Origin of the sequence: Kitasatospora sp. NPDC058444, from assembly GCF_042721415.1 — a bacterium.
GTDB lineage: Bacteria > Actinomycetota > Actinomycetes > Streptomycetales > Streptomycetaceae > Kitasatospora.
Genome location: NZ_JBHXLL010000016.1, coordinates 56,389 through 73,960, shown reverse-complemented (window position 1 = coordinate 73,960; position 17,572 = coordinate 56,389). Strand labels below are relative to the sequence as shown.

Sequence of the window (17,572 nt, the reverse complement as noted above, 5' to 3'; positions counted from 1 at the left end):
TTAAGCGGGGCTGCCCTTGCGGCCGAGCAGCACCCAGAGCAGGAAGGGGCCGCCGAGGACGGTGGTGACGATGCCGACGGGGATCTCCACCCCGGCGAACAGCACCCGTCCCAGGGTGTCGGCGAGTACGACGAGCAGCGCGCCGGTGAGCGCCGAGCCGAGCACCGGCACCCGGGCGGGCCCGGCCAGGCGCCCGGCGATCACGGGTGCGGCCAGGGCGACGAAGCCGACCGGCCCGCAGACGCCGACGGCCAGTCCGGCCAGCGCGACGGCCAGCAGCAGGCAGGTGAGTCGGACCCGACCCGGGTCGACGCCCAGGGCGGAGGCGACGCTGTCGTCGAAGCGCAGCACCGCCAGCCGCCTGGCCACCGCCAGGGCGAGCGGCACCAGTACGGCCAGTCCGAGCAGTACGGGGGTGGCGATGGCGAGGTCCCGTCCGTTGAGGCTGCCGTTGGTCCAGATGTACAGCGAGCCCGCCGAGTTGAGCGAGCGACGGGCCATCGCGACCTGGATGACCGCGGAGGCGAGCGCCGACATGGCGAGCCCGACCACCAGGACCCGGTAGCCGCGGGCGCCGAGTCCGCCGGAGGCGAGGGTGACGACCAGGACGGCGACCAGTGCGCCGAGCGGTCCGGCCCACCAGGCGCCGAAGGTGCCCGCGGTGCTGGCGGAGATCAGTACGGCGGCCGTGGCTCCGTCGTTGACGCCGAGGAGTTCGGGGGTGGCCAGGCGGTTGCGGGCGAGGGTCTGGGTGAGACAGCCGGCCAGGCCGAGGGCGGCCCCGGCGGCGAGCCCGGCGACGATCCGGCCGAGCCGGAACTTCTGCACCAGCAGCACGTCCAGCCGGTCGCCGTACCCGAACACGGCCTGGAAGGTGCGGGCGAGGTCGAGTTCGCTCTGTCCGGCGTGCGCCGAGACCACCACGGCGGCCAGCAGTGCGGTGGCCAGGCCGAGCGAGGCCAGGAGCGCCCGGCGCGGCAGCAGCAGCGACCAGGCGCCGTACCGCAGGGTCAAGTCCCGCTTGGGCGGGGCGGGTTCGCCGCTTCGTGCGGCCGGTGCGGACTCGGCGGGGTCGGCCATGGCCAGGGCGGCGGAGCGCCGGGAGCGGACGATCGCGATCAGCGCCGGGGCGCCGATCAGCGCGACGATCACCGACACCGGCGCCTCGAAGGGCCGGGCCACCACCCGGGCGAGCACGTCCGACCCGGTCAGCACGACGGCGCCGAACAGCGCGGCGAGCAGAGTGAGTCGGCCGATCCGGGGGCCCGCGACGGTGCGGGCGAGGAAGCCGGCGAGCAGCCCGAGGAACGCGACCGGCCCGGCCAGTGCGACGGCCGAGGCGGTCAGCAGGGTGACGGCGACGGCGACGGCGGCCCGGGTGGCACCGGGCCGGTGGCCGAGGCCGCGGGCGAGGTCGTCGCCGAGGGCGAGGGCGGTCAGCGGCCGGGTGGTGAGGGCGGCGAGCAGGAAGCCGGCGCCGAGCACCGGGGCGAGCTGGCGCAGTGTCGTCCAGCCCTCCACTCCGGCCAGTGAGCCGAGCACCCACACCCGGTACCGCTCGTACGCCTCGGGGGAGTTGACGATGAGCACGTCGGTGAGTCCGCGGAAGATCGCCGCGACGGCGGAGCCGGCGAGCACCAGCCGCATCGGCGATCCGCCGCCCCGGGTGCTGGCGACCAGCAGCACCACCGTGCTGGCGAGCACCGCGCCGCCGAAGGCGAGGGCGAGGTAGCCGAAGGAGGTCTGCACGCCGAGCACGGCGATGCCGAACACGACGCCCAGCGAGGCGCCGGCGTTGACGCCGAGCAGGCCGGTCTCGGCCAGCGGGTTGCGGGTGACGGACTGCAGTTGTGCCCCGGCGACGCCGAGCGCGGCGCCGACCAGCAGGGCGGCGAGGGTGCGTGGCAGCCGCAGGTCGCCGACGACCAGGGCGAGCCGGCCGTCGGCGCGGGCGCCGTCGCGGTTCAGCAGGTAGTCGAGCACTCGCCCGGGGCCGACCTCGCCGGCGCCGACCGACAGCGAGAGCGCGGCCAGGGCGAGCAGGAGCAGCACCGTCGCGGTGACGGCCGGCCAGGTGGGGCGGGCACCCTCGGGCCGACGGCTCCGCCGGCCCGGTGGCGGCGAGTCCGGCGCGGTGGCGGGGGGCGCCGTGGGGACGCCGACTTGCGACAATGTCATAAGGTAAGGCTAACCTAATGACCGAGCCCGTCCCGCGGGGCACCCCCGTCCGCCCGGCTGTCCGGACGCCGCTCAACTCCCGTACCACCGTTGCCCGGAGGCACCCATGCCGTTCGCCCGTCGCCCGCTCAGCCCCGTCCGCCGCCGTGCGGCCCAGGCGCTGGCCGTCACCGGGGCGGCCGCGCTCCTGCTCACCGGCTGCGGTTCCTCCGGCTCCTCGTCCTCGGGTTCGTCCGCCTCCGGCTCCCCGGCGGCGGACGCGGCGGGCGGCAGCGCGGGCGGCGCCGGCAACGGCGGCAAGCGGACCGTCAAGGACGCCACCGGCAAGGCCGTCGAGGTCCCCGCCGAGCCCCAGCGGATCGTCACCCTCACCCAGGAGGACCTGGATGCGGTGCTCGCCCTGGGCGTCAAGCCGGTCGGCATCACCAACGGCCAGGGGCTGGCCGAGCCGCCCGCGTACCTCAAGGACAAGGTGCAGGGCGTCCCGGTGGTCGGGAACCTGCTCCAGCCCGTGATGGACAAGGTGATCGCCGCCAAGCCCGACCTGATCCTGGCCGGCGACATGCAGGACGAGCAGGTGCTCAAGCAGCTGCGCGAGATCACCCCCGCCACGCTGGTCACCATGGCGCCCACGGACGACTGGAAGCTCGCCTTCCGCGGCATCGGCAACGCCGTCAACAAGCTCGACCAGGCCAACAAGGTGATCGGCGACTACGAGGCCAAGGCCGCCAAGGCGGGCGGCGAGCTCACCAAGAACAAGGGCGCCGCCGTCTCCATCGTGCGCTGGAACCCCACCGGCCCGAGCTGGATGGAGAAGAAGCAGTTCGCCAGTGGCGTCGCCCTGGACATGGGCCTGACCCGCCCGGCCGCGCAGGACAAGGACGGCAACGCGCACAGCCCGGCGCTCAGCCTGGAGAAGCTCAACGAGATCGACGGCGACTGGCTGTTCCTGTCCACCCTGACCGACGACGGCAAGGCCGCGCTCAAGGACGTCCAGTCCAAGCCCGCCTACCAGGAGCTGGGCGCGGTGAAGAACAACCACGCCGTCACCGTGGACGGTTCGGTCTGGTCCACCCGGGGCGGCCCGCTCGCCGCCGACGTGGTCATCGGCGACTTCACCAAGGCACTCGGCGGCAACTGAGCGCACGTCGAACCAGGGGGAGCTGCCATGGAGTTGACCATCCAAGGGCTCAGTGCCGGCTACGGGCCGGGGCGCCCGGTGCTCGGCGGCGTCGACCTCACCGTCCCGGCCGGGCAGGTGGTGGCGGTGGTCGGCCCGAACGGCTGCGGGAAGTCCACCCTGCTGCGGTCCGTCGCGCGGCTGCACCGTCCGGACGGCGGGCGGGTCCTGGTCGGCGGCGAGGACGTGTGGCGACTGCGCCCGCGCCAGGCGGCCCACCGGGTCGCGCTGCTGCCGCAGAGCCCCCAGGCCCCGGAGGCGGTCACCGTCGCCGGGCTGGTCCGCTACGGCCGCCACCCGCACCAGGGGCTGTTCCGCCAGTGGTCGGCGCAGGACGAGCGGCTGACCGCCGAGGCCCTGCGCGCCACCGGGGTGGAGGACCTCGCCGACCGCCGCCTCGACCGGCTCTCCGGCGGCCAGCGCCAGCGCTGCTGGCTCGCCATGGTGCTCGCCCAGGACACCCCGGTGGTCCTGCTCGACGAGCCGACCAGTGCGCTCGACCTGGGGCACGCGGTGGAGGTGCTGGAGCTGGTCCGCCGGGTCGCGGCGGGCGGGCGCACGGTGGTCATGGTGCTGCACGACCTCGCGGCGGCCGCCCGCTACGCGGACCTGCTGGTCGCGCTGCGCGACGGCGAGGTGGTGGCCTGCGGGCCGCCGCGCGAAGTGGTGGACGCGCCGCTGGTGCGGGCGCTGTACGACATCGACAGCCATGTGCTCGCGGCGCCGGGCGACGGCGCGCCGGTGATCGTGCCCCGGGCGCCGTCGGTCTGACGCGCTTCGTCGGTCTGACGGGGTGGCTGCTTGCGAGCAGCCGCCCCGTTTTCTCATGCCTTCGATCACTCGTTCGAGTGGTTTGAACTCTCCATGTCAGGGCCCGTGCTCACCCCGCCCGTCGCGTTGTCAGTGGGCCTCGCTACGTTCCTCGCATCGCTGGTCAGCAGGCGATCGACAGGTGTTTCCCTGGTGGGAGGAGTACGGCCGTGGCATGGGTGGAGACGGGCGCGGGAGGGTACCGCGTCGCGCTCGACGGGGAGGGCAGGGTGGTGTGCCGCAACGCGGCGGGCCGCGACCTCAAGTCCGTACCGTCGAAGCTCGGTGACGACCCGGTGGTCACCCAGCTCAAGCAGCTCACGGAGTGGCTGGCCGCGCACGAGCGCGGCTGCCTGGAGGACGTCGAGCGCTGGATGGTCCGCTCGCTGCCGGTGCCCGCCGCCGTGCTCACCGCCGTCTGGCCGGACGAGGCCTGGCAGGGCGTCCTGAAGGACCTCGTGGTCACCACCACGGACGGCTCCGTGGCCGGCTTCCTGCGCGGCGTCGACGCCGAGCGCGGCCTCGGCCTGGTCGACCTGGACGGCGACACCGTGCGCCTCACCGACGGCGAGGTGCTGATACCGCACCCGGTCCTGCTCCAGGACCTCGACGAACTGCGCGAGTTCGCCGTCGAACTCGGCGTCTCCCAGCGCGTCCAGCAGCTCTACCGCGAGGTCTGGCACCGGCCCGCGGAGCCGACGGCCGGCACCGAGGTCACCACCTACGCCGGCGGCCGCTACCGGGAGCTGCGCGAGCTGCTCGGACGCTCCACCCGGCTCGGCTGCCGGGTCCGCGGCGGCTTCGCCGTCCAGCCGGTCACCGAGGGCGGCCGCACCGTCGAGGCCCGGGTCTGGGCCGGCGAGTACTACGAGTACGCCGAGTGCGAGACCGGCGCGCTCAGCTGGGCCGGTCCCGACGGCCGGGCCCTGCCGCTCACCGAGGTCGGACCGGTCGCCTGGTCCGAGGGCATGCGGATGGCCGCCGCCCTGTACGCCGGCCGCACGATCCAGGGGGAGGAAGCCGCATGACCACCACCGCGCACTCGACCACCGCGCACTCGACCACCGTGGAGCCGACCACCGCGACGCCCGAGGCGCTGCTCGACGCCGGGGCCGTGCTCCCGTCCGGCACGCTGCCCGACGCCGGCCGCCCCGACAGTGCCGCCGACGTCCTCACCGCCCGCACCTACACCCATCCCGCGCTCGACGGGCGCCGGATCGTCCGCCTCGTCCCCGGCGCGCTCGGGCCGGCCGAGGACCTCGCCCTCGACTTCCTCGGGCTGGCCCCGGAGGCCGCGCCCGCCGAGGTCGGGCAGGTCCGCCAGGAGGCCCTCGGCTTCCCCGCCTGGGCCCTGGTCCACGACCCGGCCAACGGCCACCACGCGCTCGCCCTGGTCAAGGAGATGGAGCGGCTAGGCCGCCAGACCGCCTCCAAGCCCGGCGCCGCCAAGGACGGCTTCGACGCGCTGGCCGTCCGCCTCGGCCGGGCCGTCCCGCACTTCCTGCCCACCTTCTGCGAGGAGGTCGGCCGGATCTTCCTCCGCCACGAGAACCAGACCTACGCCGCCGCCTGGTTCGGCAAGGCCCGCGAGGCCGAGCGGACCCACGGCCTCGCGGTGGACGAGGAGCGGCTGCGCGCCGTCTTCCTGGAGTTCGCCCTGGCCGGCGCGCTCACCGTCAAGTCCCTGCGCCAGTACGTCAAGGAGCTCGCCCAGCGGCTCGACCCGGTGACGGCCTGGCAGCGCTTCCGCCAGCTGTGCACCGAGCGCTCCGCGGCCGGCATGGCCCCGTACGCCGGGGTCGCCGAGGACGCCCGCGCCCTGATCAAGGCCGCCGGGCTGGACCGCGCCGAGCACGAACGGGCGCTGCTCGCCGAGCTGCTGGACTCCCCGGCCGTCAACCGGGCGCCCGCCGCGTTCTGGAAGTCCTGGCACGGCGCGCTGGTCGAGCTCGGCCGCGGTGACGCGGCCGTGCGTACCCGCCTGCTGGAGCTGATGCCCGACCCGGCCTCCTCCGAGCCGGCCCCGCACGACGCCGCCTGGCTGGGGGTCCTCGCCGAGACCGGCGCCGAGGAGCTGCTCACCGGGCCCCGGGCCGAGGGCGCCGAGCCCGCCGCGGCCTGGCTCCAGCGCTGGTGCAACCACCACGGCCGCGGCTGGCGCAGCCGGCCCAGCTGCCCCGACACCATCGCGCTGGCCGGCCGGATGGTCGAGCGGCTCAAGGCCGACGCCGTCCCGGTGGACCTCCACACCGGCATCCGCGCCAGCCGGACCAGGATCGACCTGCTGGACCTGCTGCTCACCGCGGGCGTGCCGGTGGCCGGCCCGCCGGACGGCCTCGGCATCGAGCTGCACGACTGGGTCTCGGAGTGCGGCCCCGGCAGCCCCACCCTCGCCGCCGTCGGCGCCGACGAGCGCTACCGGCCGCTGCTGCGCCGAGCCGCCCCGGCCGCCTGGAAGACGGCTGCCGAGCGCGAGGTGCCCGCCCTGCCGCTGCTGAACGAGCTGTTCGCCGAGTGGGCCGAGGAGCGCTCCGAGGAGCTGTTCGCCGCCCGCGGCCTGGCCGCCGCCGCCGACCTGGTCCGCGCGTTCGGCCAGCACCGCACCGCCGTCCGGACGGTCGCGCCGGCCGTCGCCGACCGGGTCGCCGCCCTCGACGTCGCCGGGCTGCTCACCGACGCCCTCCGGGCCGGCATCCTGGACGAACTCGGCTGGCCCGCCCTGGAGGAGGCACTCGGCAAGCTCGCCGACCCGCCCGCCGCCGACGCCCCGCAGCACCCCGTCCCCAGCCTGGGCGGCGCCGGCCTGAGCGGCCTGGTCATCGAGGACGCCTGGCCGCACCTGATCCTCGCCCGCCTCGACCGGGCCGTCGTGGTCGGCCCGGAGGGCGTCGTGCTGGAGCACACCCTCCGGCTGCCCGGGGAACTGCGCCAGCGCAACCGGATCCGGCTGCGCCTGGTCGACGGCGAACTGCTGGTCGTCTGGTCCCACGAGGGCAAGCAGCTCGCCTACTGGTCGAGCCGCCCGGACGAGCGGTTCGAGCTGGAGGGCGAGACCATCGCCGGCTACTACTACGGCGACCGCGAGCCCGAGCTGCCCTCGCTCCGACTGCCCGGCGGCGGCCGCACCACCGGCGAGCGCCCGCTGCACGCCGGCGACACCCGGATGCCCGAGGAGCACCCCGTCCTCGGCGACGGCACCGGCTACTGGACGGTGCGCCACGCCTCCGACGGCGAGGCCGTCCTGCGCGAACTCGACCCGGCCACCGGCGCTCTGGGCCGCGCCGCCGAACCGCCGGTGATCGCCGCCACCGCCCAGGCCGGCCGGCTCGTCCGGAAGAGCACCTGGCTGCTGCCGCTGCAGCCCGGCCTCGAGCGGACCCCGCTCGGCACCGACGGCACCGTGCTCGGCAGCTGGGTCAGGATCGAGCCCCACAAGGCCGTCACCACCTTCACGGCCGACGGGCAGCGCATCGTGCTGCCGCTGACCGGATACCGGTCGGACACCGTCCCGGTCGGCCGGCTCGCCCTGCCGGGCGCGGCCGACCCGGTGGTCAGCCACACCTCCGGCGAGCACTTCTCGCTCAACCTGCCCGACCTCACCGGCCGCGCCGACCGCACCGTCGACCTGCGCCCCTGCCACGCCGGCGAGCTCTCCGCCGCAGGTACCCCGCTCGTCCCGCCGTTCCCGCACTGGCACGCCCTGCGCCCGCGCGACGAGGCCGGCTCCACGGTGCTGCGCGGCGTCACCGCCGAGCAGGCCGCCCGGCTGATCGACGCCGCCTGGCCGACCGACACCGAGCCCGTCCCCGAGGACGAGCGGTGCTGGCTCACCGTCCAGGGCGTGCGCCGTCCGCTCGCCCGGCGCACCCCGCGCACCCTGCCCGTCCCGGAGGTCGGCGCGATCCTGCCCGGCATCGCGGACCAGCGGCTGCTCGCCGGCGTCGCCGGGCTCGCCCGCCTCGCCGCCGACCTGCTGGACCGGATCGCCCGGTTCGTCCCGCAGCCGGAGGCCGAGCGCCCGAGCACGAAGCAGAACACCGAGTGGCAGCCCGAGCACGGGCGCGACCACGAACTGCGCGACGCCGTGCGCGCCGTGCTGCCCGAGATCGGTGGCTTCGGCAACAACTGGGGCTCCGCCGAGCACTGGTGGGTGCTCAACAACCTGCGTGCCGTCACCGGGGTGCTGGCCGCCCCGCCCGCCGCCGACGGCGAGGGCTGGAGCAGCCCCGCCACCGTCGCCCTGCGCCACGGCGACGTCAGCCACGGCTGGCTGCACCTGCTCGGCCGGGTCCACGCGCTGGCCCACGCGGTGGCCTCGCCGTTCACCGAGCCCGCCCACCGCTCCTCGCTGGTCCTGCTGCTCGGCGAGCTGACCAAGGGCCCGCTGGCCGACCGCGGCACCACCCTGCGCGAGATCGTCCTCGCCGAGCAGGTTCCGGTGGCCGTGAACGCCACCGGCGGTCGGCCGGTCGCCCAGCGCCAGGGCGAGGTGCTGCGGCACGGCGGGCGCACCGTCGTCATCCTCGGCCACCAGCGGCAGTACACCGACGGCACCGTGCACTGGCTCGCCGTCGACCACGACCCGAGCGGGGAGTTCGGCCCCGTCGCGCACTACACCACGATCGAGGAGCGCGGCACCGAGGAACTGGTCGGCGCCGCCTGGGTCGCCAAGTTCTGGCGGGTCGCCGCGCTGCGCGGCGTCGTCCCGTACGACCAGGCCAGGGCCGAGGCCTTCAGCGAGCTCACCGGCATCGGCACCGCCCGCTCCGCCCTGCTGCTCAGCCCGCCGTCCGGCCTGCTCCACTGGAGCGACATCGCCGCGCCCGCCGAACTCGGGCTCAAGGCAGCCGACTTCAAGGCAGCCAGGAAATGGCTGCGGGGGCGCGACCACAACGGCCTCGCCGACGTCTGGGGCGCCCTGCTGCCCGCCGACCCGAAGACGCTGTGGACCGAGGGGCCGGACATCGCCGCCGGAGCCGAGGCGTGGATCCGGCGCTTCGGACGGCTGGTCACCCTCCCCGAGGAGGCGCTGGCCACCGTCCAGGGGGTGTCCATCGACACCGTCGAAGCGGTGCTCAACCCCGCCCACACCCCGTGGCTGACCGGCCGCACCGGCTTCCGGTTCATCGACGCGGGCGGAGCCGGCCCGCGGCTGGCCCCCGAGGACGAGTCCGCCGTCCCCGAGAGGGGGGCGCTGAGCTCCACCATCTCCGCGCTGCGCTGGCTCGCCTACCACCTGCCCGCCGACAGTCCGCTGCGGCCGCTGCTGCCCACGGCCGCCGAAGCGCTGCGCGACCGCCTGGCCGACCCGGAGCTGCTGCTCGACCTCGACCTGGTGCGCACCCCCAAGGGCACCTCGCTGTCCGCCGTCCTGCGCACCCACTTCGGCCTGCCCGCCGAGGGCGGCGCCGACCGGGACGGCCTGGTCCGCTGCGGACCGGCACTCGTCCTGACGCCGTACCACGAGGAGACCGAGCGGGTCTGGCTGCGCCCGGCCGCCCTCACCGGACCGGACGACCCGCTGCTCGAACTGCTCGAAGGGCTCTCCGGCAACTACTGGTACCCGGCCGAGCGGCGGGCCATCGAGACCGTGCTGCGCGGCGAGCCGGAGCGACTGGCCGCCTCCGCCGCCGCGGTGCCGGCCGTCGGCGAGGGCCCCGCCTGGCTGCAGGACCCGCGGCTGTCCGTACCCGAGCTGGTCGCCGAGGCGTCCCGCACCCACGGCCTGGGCGAGGACGCGGCCACGCTCTACCTCCAACTGCTCGCCCTGCCCGACCCGACCGACCGCAACACCGCCCGTTGGACGGGCTGGAAGCCCGCCCGGCTGAAGAAGGCCCGCGCCGAACTCGCCGCCACCGGCCTGGTGCTGGAGGCCAAGCGCGCCCGGGCCGGCCGCGGCCTCTTCCTGCCCGGCGGCTGGCAGGAGGCCAAGGCCCCCGCCCTGCCGGCCGAGACCTGGAAGGCCGACCTGTACGAACTGCCCACCCACCGGCCCGTGCTGGTCACCCTGCCCGTCCCCGAGCTGTTCGCCCGGGCCTGGCAGCGGACCGTCGACGGCGACGTGCCCGGCTACGAAGAGCTCCAGACCAGCAAGCGCAGGAAGGCCCGCCGATGACCGCCACCGAGACCACCCCCGGCACGACCAGCGTCGGCACGACCGCCCCCGGCACGGCCACCGTCGCCGCCGCGGACCGGCAGACCGTCCCGCCCGAGGAGAAGTACGCCGCCGAGCTGGAGTTCCTGGCCGCCCACGACAGCGGTCCGCGCCCGCCCGGCTGGCGCCTGACCCCGCGCGCCGTGGTCACCTTCGTGATGGGCAGCGGCGGCGAGAAGCTCAAGGCCGGGCGCAAGGGCCTGGTCATCGAGCCGAAGTTCGTCGGTGAGCGCGCCCTGGTCGAGCGCTGCGTCGTCACCCTCGCCGGAGAGCGCGGCCTGCTGCTCGTCGGCGAGCCCGGCACCGCCAAGTCCATGCTCTCCGAGCTGCTCGCCGCCGCCCTCTGCGGCACCAGCGCGCTCACCGTCCAGGGCACCGCCGGCACCACCGAGGACCAGCTCAAGTACGGCTGGAACTACGCCCTGCTGCTCGCCAAGGGGCCCAGCCGCGAGGCCCTCGTCCCCTCGCCGGTGCTCACCGCGATGACCACCGGCGCGGTCGCCCGGGTCGAGGAGGTCACCCGCTGCCTGCCCGAGGTGCAGGACGCCCTGGTCTCGCTGCTCTCGGAGCGGCGCATCGCCGTCCCCGAGCTGGCCGGCACCCCGGACGGGCAGCTGCACGCCGCGGCCGGCTTCACCCTGATCGCCACCGCCAACCTGCGGGACAAGGGCGTCAGCGAGATGTCCGCGGCGCTCAAGCGGCGGTTCAACTTCGAGACGGTCGGCCCGATCGGCAGCCTCGCCGCCGAGGTCGACCTGGTCCGCCGCCAGTCCACCGTCGCCGTGGCCCGGGCCGGCGCCGCCTACGCGGTGGACGACGCCGTGCTGGAGGCCCTGGTCACCGCCTTCCGCGACCTGCGCACCGGCCGCTCCACCGAGGGCTGGGAGGTCGAACGCCCGTCCACCGTGATGAGCACCGCCGAGGCGGTCTCCGTCGCCACCTCGCTCGGCGTCAGCGCCGCCTACCTGCCCGACGGCGGGGACCTGCTCGGCCGGCTGCCCGGCCAGCTCCTCGGCGTGGTCCGCAAGGACGAGCCGGCCGACGCGGCCCGGCTGCTCGGCTACTGGGACGGCCCGGTCCGCCGCCGCGCCGAACAGGGCGCCGCCACCTGGCGCACCCTCTGGGACCTCCGCTCGGCACTGGAGGCCTGATCCGATGAGCAGCGCGGAGACCCCCCTCCCGGACGACGCGGACCGGGCGGTCCGGGCCGAGGCCCGCCGCCTGGCCGCCTCCGGCACCGGCCGCCCCGGGCCCTACCTGATCGGCGTGCGTCACCACGCGCCGTCCCTCAGCGCGGCCGTCCCCGCGCTGCTCGACGCCGCCCGGCCGGACGCCGTCCTGGTCGAGCTGCCCGCCGAGTTCCAGCCCTGGCTCGGATGGCTCGCCGACGAGGCCACCCTGGCCCCGGTCGCCCTCGCGGCGGCCCCGGCCGGGCCCGAGGAGGCGGCCGGGCCCGCCTTCTACCCGTTCGCCGACTTCTCCCCGGAGCTCGCCGCCCTGCGCTGGGCCCGGCGCAACGGGGTGGAGGCCGTCGCCTGCGACCTCCCGCTCGCCCACCGCGCCGCCGCGCGCGCCGGGGAGCGCAGGCGCACCGACGGGCGCCCGGACGCACCCGGCGTCGCCGACGCGCTGCGCCACCGCCTCACCGGCCGGGACTCCGACGAGGACCTGTGGGACCGTCTGGTCGAAACGGCCGCCCCGGGCTCCACCCCGGAGGCCGTCCGGCGCGCCGCCCTGCTCGTCGGCTGGGCACTGCGCCAGGACGCCGAGACCGGCCCCGGCGTCGACCCGTACGACCTGCGCCGCGAGGCCTGGATGCGGGCCCGCATCCAGGCCGCCTCGGCCGGCGGACGGCGGGTCGCCGCCGTGATCGGCGCCTTCCACGCCCCCGCGCTGCTGGACGGACCCGTCGCCGACGAGGAGCCGCCGCACCCGGACGAGCCCGGGTACGTCCTGTCCCTGATCCCGTACACCTACCCGCTGCTCGACGCCCGCTCCGGCTACCCGGCGGGCATCCGCGACCCGGAGTGGCAGCACGCCGTCCTGGACGCCGGCGGCGACCCCGAACGCCTCGCCGAGGCGCTCACCACCACCGCCGTCCGGATCTGCGCCGCCCTGCGCACCCAGGACCACCCCAGCGGCCCGGCCGACGCCCGCGAGATCGTCCGCCTGGCCGGCGACCTCGCCCGGCTGCGCGGCCACGCCGCCCCCGGCCGCGGCGAACTCGTCGAAGCGGTGCAGACCGTCCTCGCCCAGGGCGAACCCCTCGGCCGCGGCCGGGCCGTCGCCCGCGCCCTCGAACAGGTCCTGGTCGGCATCCGCACCGGCCGTCCCACGCCCGCCGCCCCGCGCAGCGGACTCGCCCCCGCCGTCGAGACGCTCCTCGCGGACCTCGGTCTGCCCGGCCCGGCCGACCCCGGCCCGCGCGACCTGCGCCTCGACCCGCTGCGCAGCGGCCTCGACCGCCGCCGCGAGATCCTCCTGCACCGGCTCACCGTCTGCGAGATCCCCTACGCCGAGCCCGTCGCCACCACCGGCGCCGGCGGCACCGAAACCCTCGGCACCCGCTGGCGCCTGCACTGGACGCCCGCCACCGCCGCCATGCTGACCGTCGCCGGCACCCGCGGCGTCACCCCCGCGCAGGCCGCCGAGGGCGCCCTGCGCGCCCGCCTCACCGACCAGCCGGCCCCGCGCGAGATCATCGACGGCCTCACCGCCGCCGCCTCCTGCGCCCTCCCCGCCCTCGCCGAGACCCGCCTCGCCCAACTCACCACCGTTCTCCCCACCTCCGCCACCCTCCCCGACCTCCTCGACGCGCTGGCGCTCGTCGACCGGCTGACCGCGGGCCACTTCCCCGGGTACACCCCGGCGGGAGGGCAGGAGGCCGTCGTCGGTGATGGCGCTTCGGGAGGAGACGGGGAGGCCGGCGCCGTCGCGTCCGGCGGTGCGGCCCCGGTCGTCGGCGGCGCTGCGCCCGTCGTCGGTGGTGGTGTCTCGGGCGGAGACGGGGAGGTTGTCGTCGCCCTGTCCGGCGGTGCGGCCCCGTCCGTTGGCGAAGCCGTGACCGCCGCCTCCGGGCGTGCCGTCCCGGCCGGAGAGGGCAGGGCGGTTGCCGCTTCTGCCCCCGATGGCGCCGACCGTGCGGACGTTTTGGGGAAGGCCGTCGAAGCGGGCGGCGACACCGGAGCCGCGGCGGTGGGTGCGCCGACCGCCGACGGTCTCCCGGGCGCTCGCGCCACCGTTCCGCGTGGCACGGCTGCGGCGCCCACCGGGGCTCCGGCCGACGAGGATCACCTCGTGGCGCCCCCCTCCCAGGTCGGCGGCGGGGCGCCCGAGGGGCCGGCTGCCGGCGGCCGCCACGCCTCCACCGGCGGCGTTCCGGCGGGCCCATCCGTGCTCGCCGCGGCCGGGGAGGTGCTCACCGTTGCCGCCGTGCGGCAGCTGGAGGGCGTGGGCGGGTCGGACGATCCGCAGGACGCGCGGGCGCTGGTGGAGCTGGTGCGGCGGGCGGACCGGCTCGGCGGAGTGCGGCTGGCCTACGTGCTGGCCGAACTCGCCGAGCAGGGGAGCCCGTTGGTGCGGGGCGCGGCCGGTGCGGTCCGGGTGCTGCTCGGGCAGGAACCGGCCGGGGTGCTGGGCGGTCGGGCCGCCTCGTGGGTCGACGGTGCGACCGGTCCGGAGGCGCGACGGGCGCTCGGGCGGGCGCTGGTCGGCCTGCTGACGGCGGCGGAGGGGCTGTTCGACTCCGCGCCGCAGGCGCTGGAACCGGTGCTGGAGCGGGTCACCTCGCTGCCCGACGACGCCTTCCTGGACCGGCTGCCCGCACTGCGCGGCGGGTTCGACACGCTCAGCCCGGCCGCCCGCGACCGGCTGCTGGCCCTGGTCGAGGAGCGCCTGGGCACCCGGCTCGCCACGCTGCCCGAGGAGGCCGGCCCAGCCGTGCTCGCCGGCTGGGTACGGGCGGACCTCGCGGCGCGTGCGGCACTCGCCCGCCGCGGCCTCCTGCCCCCAACGGCCGTGGACACCCCGGCGGTTGCGCCGCCGCCCACGGCCTCGGAACAGCTCCCCACCCGCTCCTCCTCCACGATCACCACGACCACCGCGACCTCCCCACCCCAGGCCCTCGCCCCCACCGAGCGCTGGCGGCTGCTCCTCGGCCGCCCCGGCAGCGGCGGCCTGACCGGTCGCGGTGCCCGACTCGCCACCGCTCTGGACGAGTTGTACGGAACCGGCCACGGCGAGGGCTCGGGCCCGGGCCTGGACAGCCGGGCCGGCAGGGGCGGGCGCGAGGCCCCGTACCCCGGTGTGCGGGAGTGGGCCGAGGAGCTGGAGTCGTTGTTCGGCCCCGGCGTGCGCGAGGAGGTGCTGGCCGCCGCCGTCGCGCAGGGCCGCACCGACGTCCTGGAGACGATCGACCCCGCCGCCGTCCGCCCGTCCGTCGACCTGCTGCGCACGGTGCTGGACCACGCGGGTGGTCTGCCCGAGGCCCGAGTGGCCCGGCTGCGCCCGCTGGTGCGGCGGCTGGTGGACGAGCTGAGCCGGGAGCTGGCCACCAGGCTGCGCCCGGCGCTGACCGGGATCGCCGTGCCGCGCCCGTCCCGCCGTCCGGGCGGCGGGCTGGACCTGGACCGGACCATCCGGGCCAACCTCGCCACCGCCCGGCCCGCGCCGGACGGCGGCACCCTGATCGTGCCCGAGCGCCCGGTCTTCCGGACCAGGGCGCGGCAGGCCAACGACTGGCGGCTGATCCTGGTCGTGGACGTCTCCGGGTCGATGGAGGCCTCCACGGTGTGGGCCGCACTGACGGCGTCGATCCTGGCCGGGGTGCCCTCGCTGAGCACCCACTTCGTGGCGTTCTCCACCGAGGTCCTGGACCTCACGGCGCGGGTGGACGATCCGCTGAGCCTGCTGCTGGAGGTGAGGGTCGGCGGCGGCACCAGCATCGCGAGCGGGCTGCGCTACGCGCGGGAGCTGGTGACGGTGCCGTCCCGCACGCTGATCGCGGTGGTCAGCGACTTCGAGGAGGGCGGGCCGGTCGGCGGGCTGCTGGCCCAGACCCGGGCACTGGTGGACTCCGGCGTGCACCTGCTCGGCTGCGCGGCGCTGGACGACACCGGGACGGCCCGCTACTCGAAGGCGGTCGCGGGCCAACTGGTCGCGGCCGGAATGCCCGTGGCGGCGTTGAGCCCGCTGGAACTGGCCCGCTGGGTGGGGGAGAAGGTGCGATGAGTGTGACGGCGCGGACGAGCGACTGGCCGGGCGTACGGCCCGAGGTGGTCGCCGAGGTGGTGGCCGGGCTGAGCGCCCGGTTGCAGAAGCGGCTGGACGGCGCGGCGGCGAAGCTGGCGGAGCGGCCGGTGGCCCGGGAGGGCGACGAGTGGCGGGTGGAGGTGGACGAGGAGACGGTGCTCGTGCTGCACGCCCCGGGCGGGGTGGTCGCGGTGGAGGCCGATGTCCGCTGTGGCTGTCTGCTCGCCCCGGCCTGCGTGCACCGGGCCGCCGCCGTCTCCCTCTGCCCGCTCGCCGAGCTCGAGCCCGGGCCCGGGCCTGCGTCCGAGCCCGGGCCCGCACCCGAGGGCGGCACCGGCGCGGCGGCCGTGGAAGCGCCCGAGGCACCGGCCGGTGAGACGGAGCCCGCCCCGCTCACCGCCGCCGAACTCGCCGCCGTCCGCCACCTCCACGCGGCCGCGTCCGCCGTCCTGGCCGCCGGGGTGAGCGGGGCGGGCGCCGTCTCCCAGGCCGAGCTGCTGCGCGCCGCCCACCGGGCGCGCGTCGCGGGCCTGCACCGCCCGGCCGCGGCGGCCGTCACCGTCGTGACGAGGGTGCGGGCGGCGCGTTCCGGCGCGCCCGACCACCGCCTGGCGGACCTGGTGGCCGGCCTGCGCGAACTGCTCGGCCTCACCACCGCCCTGGCCGCGGGCGCCGCCCCGGTCGCCGAGCTGCGCGGCACCGCGCGCCAGGCCTACCGGGACGAGGGCAGCCTGCGGCTCTACGGGCTGTTCGCCGAGCCGGTGTTGACCGCCACGCACGCGGGCGCGGTCAGCTGGGCGGTCGACGCCAACGGGCGCCTCAGCACGATCGCCGAGGTGATGCCGCACGACGACGCGGCGGCCGCCGCCCCGCAGGCGGTCGGGGCGGGCAACCGCACGGTCCGGCTGGGCGACGCCGCGCTCAGCCACCGTGAGTTCAGCCGGGCCGGGCTGGCCGTCCAGGGCGCGACCAGGTCCACCGGCGGCCGGCTGGGCGCCGGCGCCTCGGTCCGGGCGGTCCGGGCGGCGGGCACGGCCTGGACGGCGGAGCCGGCCGCCCGGCTCTGGTCCGAACCGGCGCCCGCCCAGGTGGCCCGGGCGCTCGCGGCGCAGGAACTGCCGTACGAGAGCCGACCGGCCGGGAGCGACCTGCTGTTCCTGGACGTCACCCTGCTGGGCACCGCCCCCTGCGGCCCCGGCGGGACGCCGCGGCTGCTGGCACGCTGCACGGCGAGTGGGGCGGCGGGCGCCGAGAGCGGTCCGGACTGCCCGGGCGCTCCGGTGATCGTCCTGCGCCCGGCGCACGAACACCCCGGCCTGCCGTTCCGGGCGAACCTCGCGCTGCTCGCCACCGTGCCCGGCCTGCGGCTGCGGGTGATCGGCCGCCTGGGGCGCGCGGACCGCCCGGAGCTGAGCCTGCTCGCGATCGGCACGCCCCCGGACGCGCCCGATCCGCTCACCCTGCCCGCGGACCGGGCGGGCCGGGCCAACCTCGGCCTCGAACGCCTCCAGGCCGCCGACCTCGCAGGGCCCGCCACCGCCGACCTCGCGGGGCCCGCCACTGTCCCCGCGCCCAGCCCGGCGGACGAGCCGGGGCAGGAGTCGGCCGTCGAGCCGGAGGTCCCGGCGCCGTACGGCCCGCCCGTGCACGTGCTCGGGCGCCGGATCGAGCAGACGGTCACCACCGGTCGGAACGCCCTCGCCCCGAGCGAGGCCTCGGCGGCGGCCGACCGCGCTCTGCTGCGCGCCGCCGGGCTGGTCACGGCCGCCGAAATCCTCGACGCCCTGCGGGCCACCGCGGCCAACCGGCAGCGCGACGTCTTCGGCCGGGTCGTCACGGACGACCACGAGGCCTTCGCCACCGCCTGGCTGACCGCGGCCTCCTACACCGAGGAGCTGGCCACGGCGCTGTGCACGGCGGCCTGGTCCGGGGAGGGGTGAAAGGACCTTCACGACGGGTGGGGGAGGAGCCGGCGGGGTATAAGTCGAACTATTTGCACA

General features: G+C 76.8%; 8 protein-coding genes. 7 read left to right on the top strand and 1 reads right to left on the bottom strand.

All coding sequences use genetic code 11. The features are described from left to right. Positions 1–2,178, bottom strand: coding sequence for a Fe(3+)-hydroxamate ABC transporter permease FhuB (gene fhuB / locus ACFWP2_RS18680; RefSeq protein WP_380452563.1), 2,178 nt, complete (start codon positions 2,176–2,178; stop codon positions 1–3). Between the two features lie 106 nt (positions 2,179–2,284). Between fhuB and ACFWP2_RS18675 the strand changes: the two genes are divergently transcribed. The 7 genes from ACFWP2_RS18675 to ACFWP2_RS18645 all read left to right on the top strand — a co-directional run bounded on the left by ACFWP2_RS18675 (position 2,285) and on the right by ACFWP2_RS18645 (position 17,512). Beyond that, on the top strand, positions 2,285–3,319 hold the full coding sequence (locus ACFWP2_RS18675; protein ID WP_380452561.1) for an ABC transporter substrate-binding protein: 1,035 nt from the start codon (positions 2,285–2,287) through the stop codon (positions 3,317–3,319). Between the two features lie 27 nt (positions 3,320–3,346). Then, positions 3,347–4,129 (top strand): ABC transporter ATP-binding protein, encoded by a 783-nt coding sequence (locus ACFWP2_RS18670; RefSeq protein WP_380452559.1) that lies wholly within the window; start codon positions 3,347–3,349, stop codon positions 4,127–4,129. Positions 4,130–4,338: 209 nt separating this feature from the next. Further along, on the top strand, positions 4,339–5,196 hold the full coding sequence (locus tag ACFWP2_RS18665) for a DUF4132 domain-containing protein (RefSeq protein WP_380452557.1): 858 nt from the start codon (positions 4,339–4,341) through the stop codon (positions 5,194–5,196). Further along, a complete protein-coding gene (locus ACFWP2_RS18660; protein ID WP_380452555.1) occupies positions 5,193–10,283 on the top strand; it encodes a hypothetical protein in 5,091 nt (1,696 codons plus the stop codon). The genes ACFWP2_RS18665 and ACFWP2_RS18660 overlap by 4 nt, the downstream gene beginning before the upstream one ends. Then, complete coding sequence (locus ACFWP2_RS18655; protein ID WP_380452553.1) at positions 10,280–11,473, top strand: AAA family ATPase; 1,194 nt, start codon at positions 10,280–10,282, stop codon at positions 11,471–11,473. The genes ACFWP2_RS18660 and ACFWP2_RS18655 overlap by 4 nt, the downstream gene beginning before the upstream one ends. A gap of 4 nt (positions 11,474–11,477) precedes the next feature. After that, positions 11,478–15,551, top strand: coding sequence for a DUF5682 family protein (locus tag ACFWP2_RS18650; protein WP_380452551.1), 4,074 nt, complete (start codon positions 11,478–11,480; stop codon positions 15,549–15,551). Next, on the top strand, positions 15,548–17,512 hold the full coding sequence (locus ACFWP2_RS18645; RefSeq protein WP_380452549.1) for a hypothetical protein: 1,965 nt from the start codon (positions 15,548–15,550) through the stop codon (positions 17,510–17,512). The genes ACFWP2_RS18650 and ACFWP2_RS18645 overlap by 4 nt, the downstream gene beginning before the upstream one ends. Positions 17,513–17,572 lie beyond the last annotated feature (60 nt).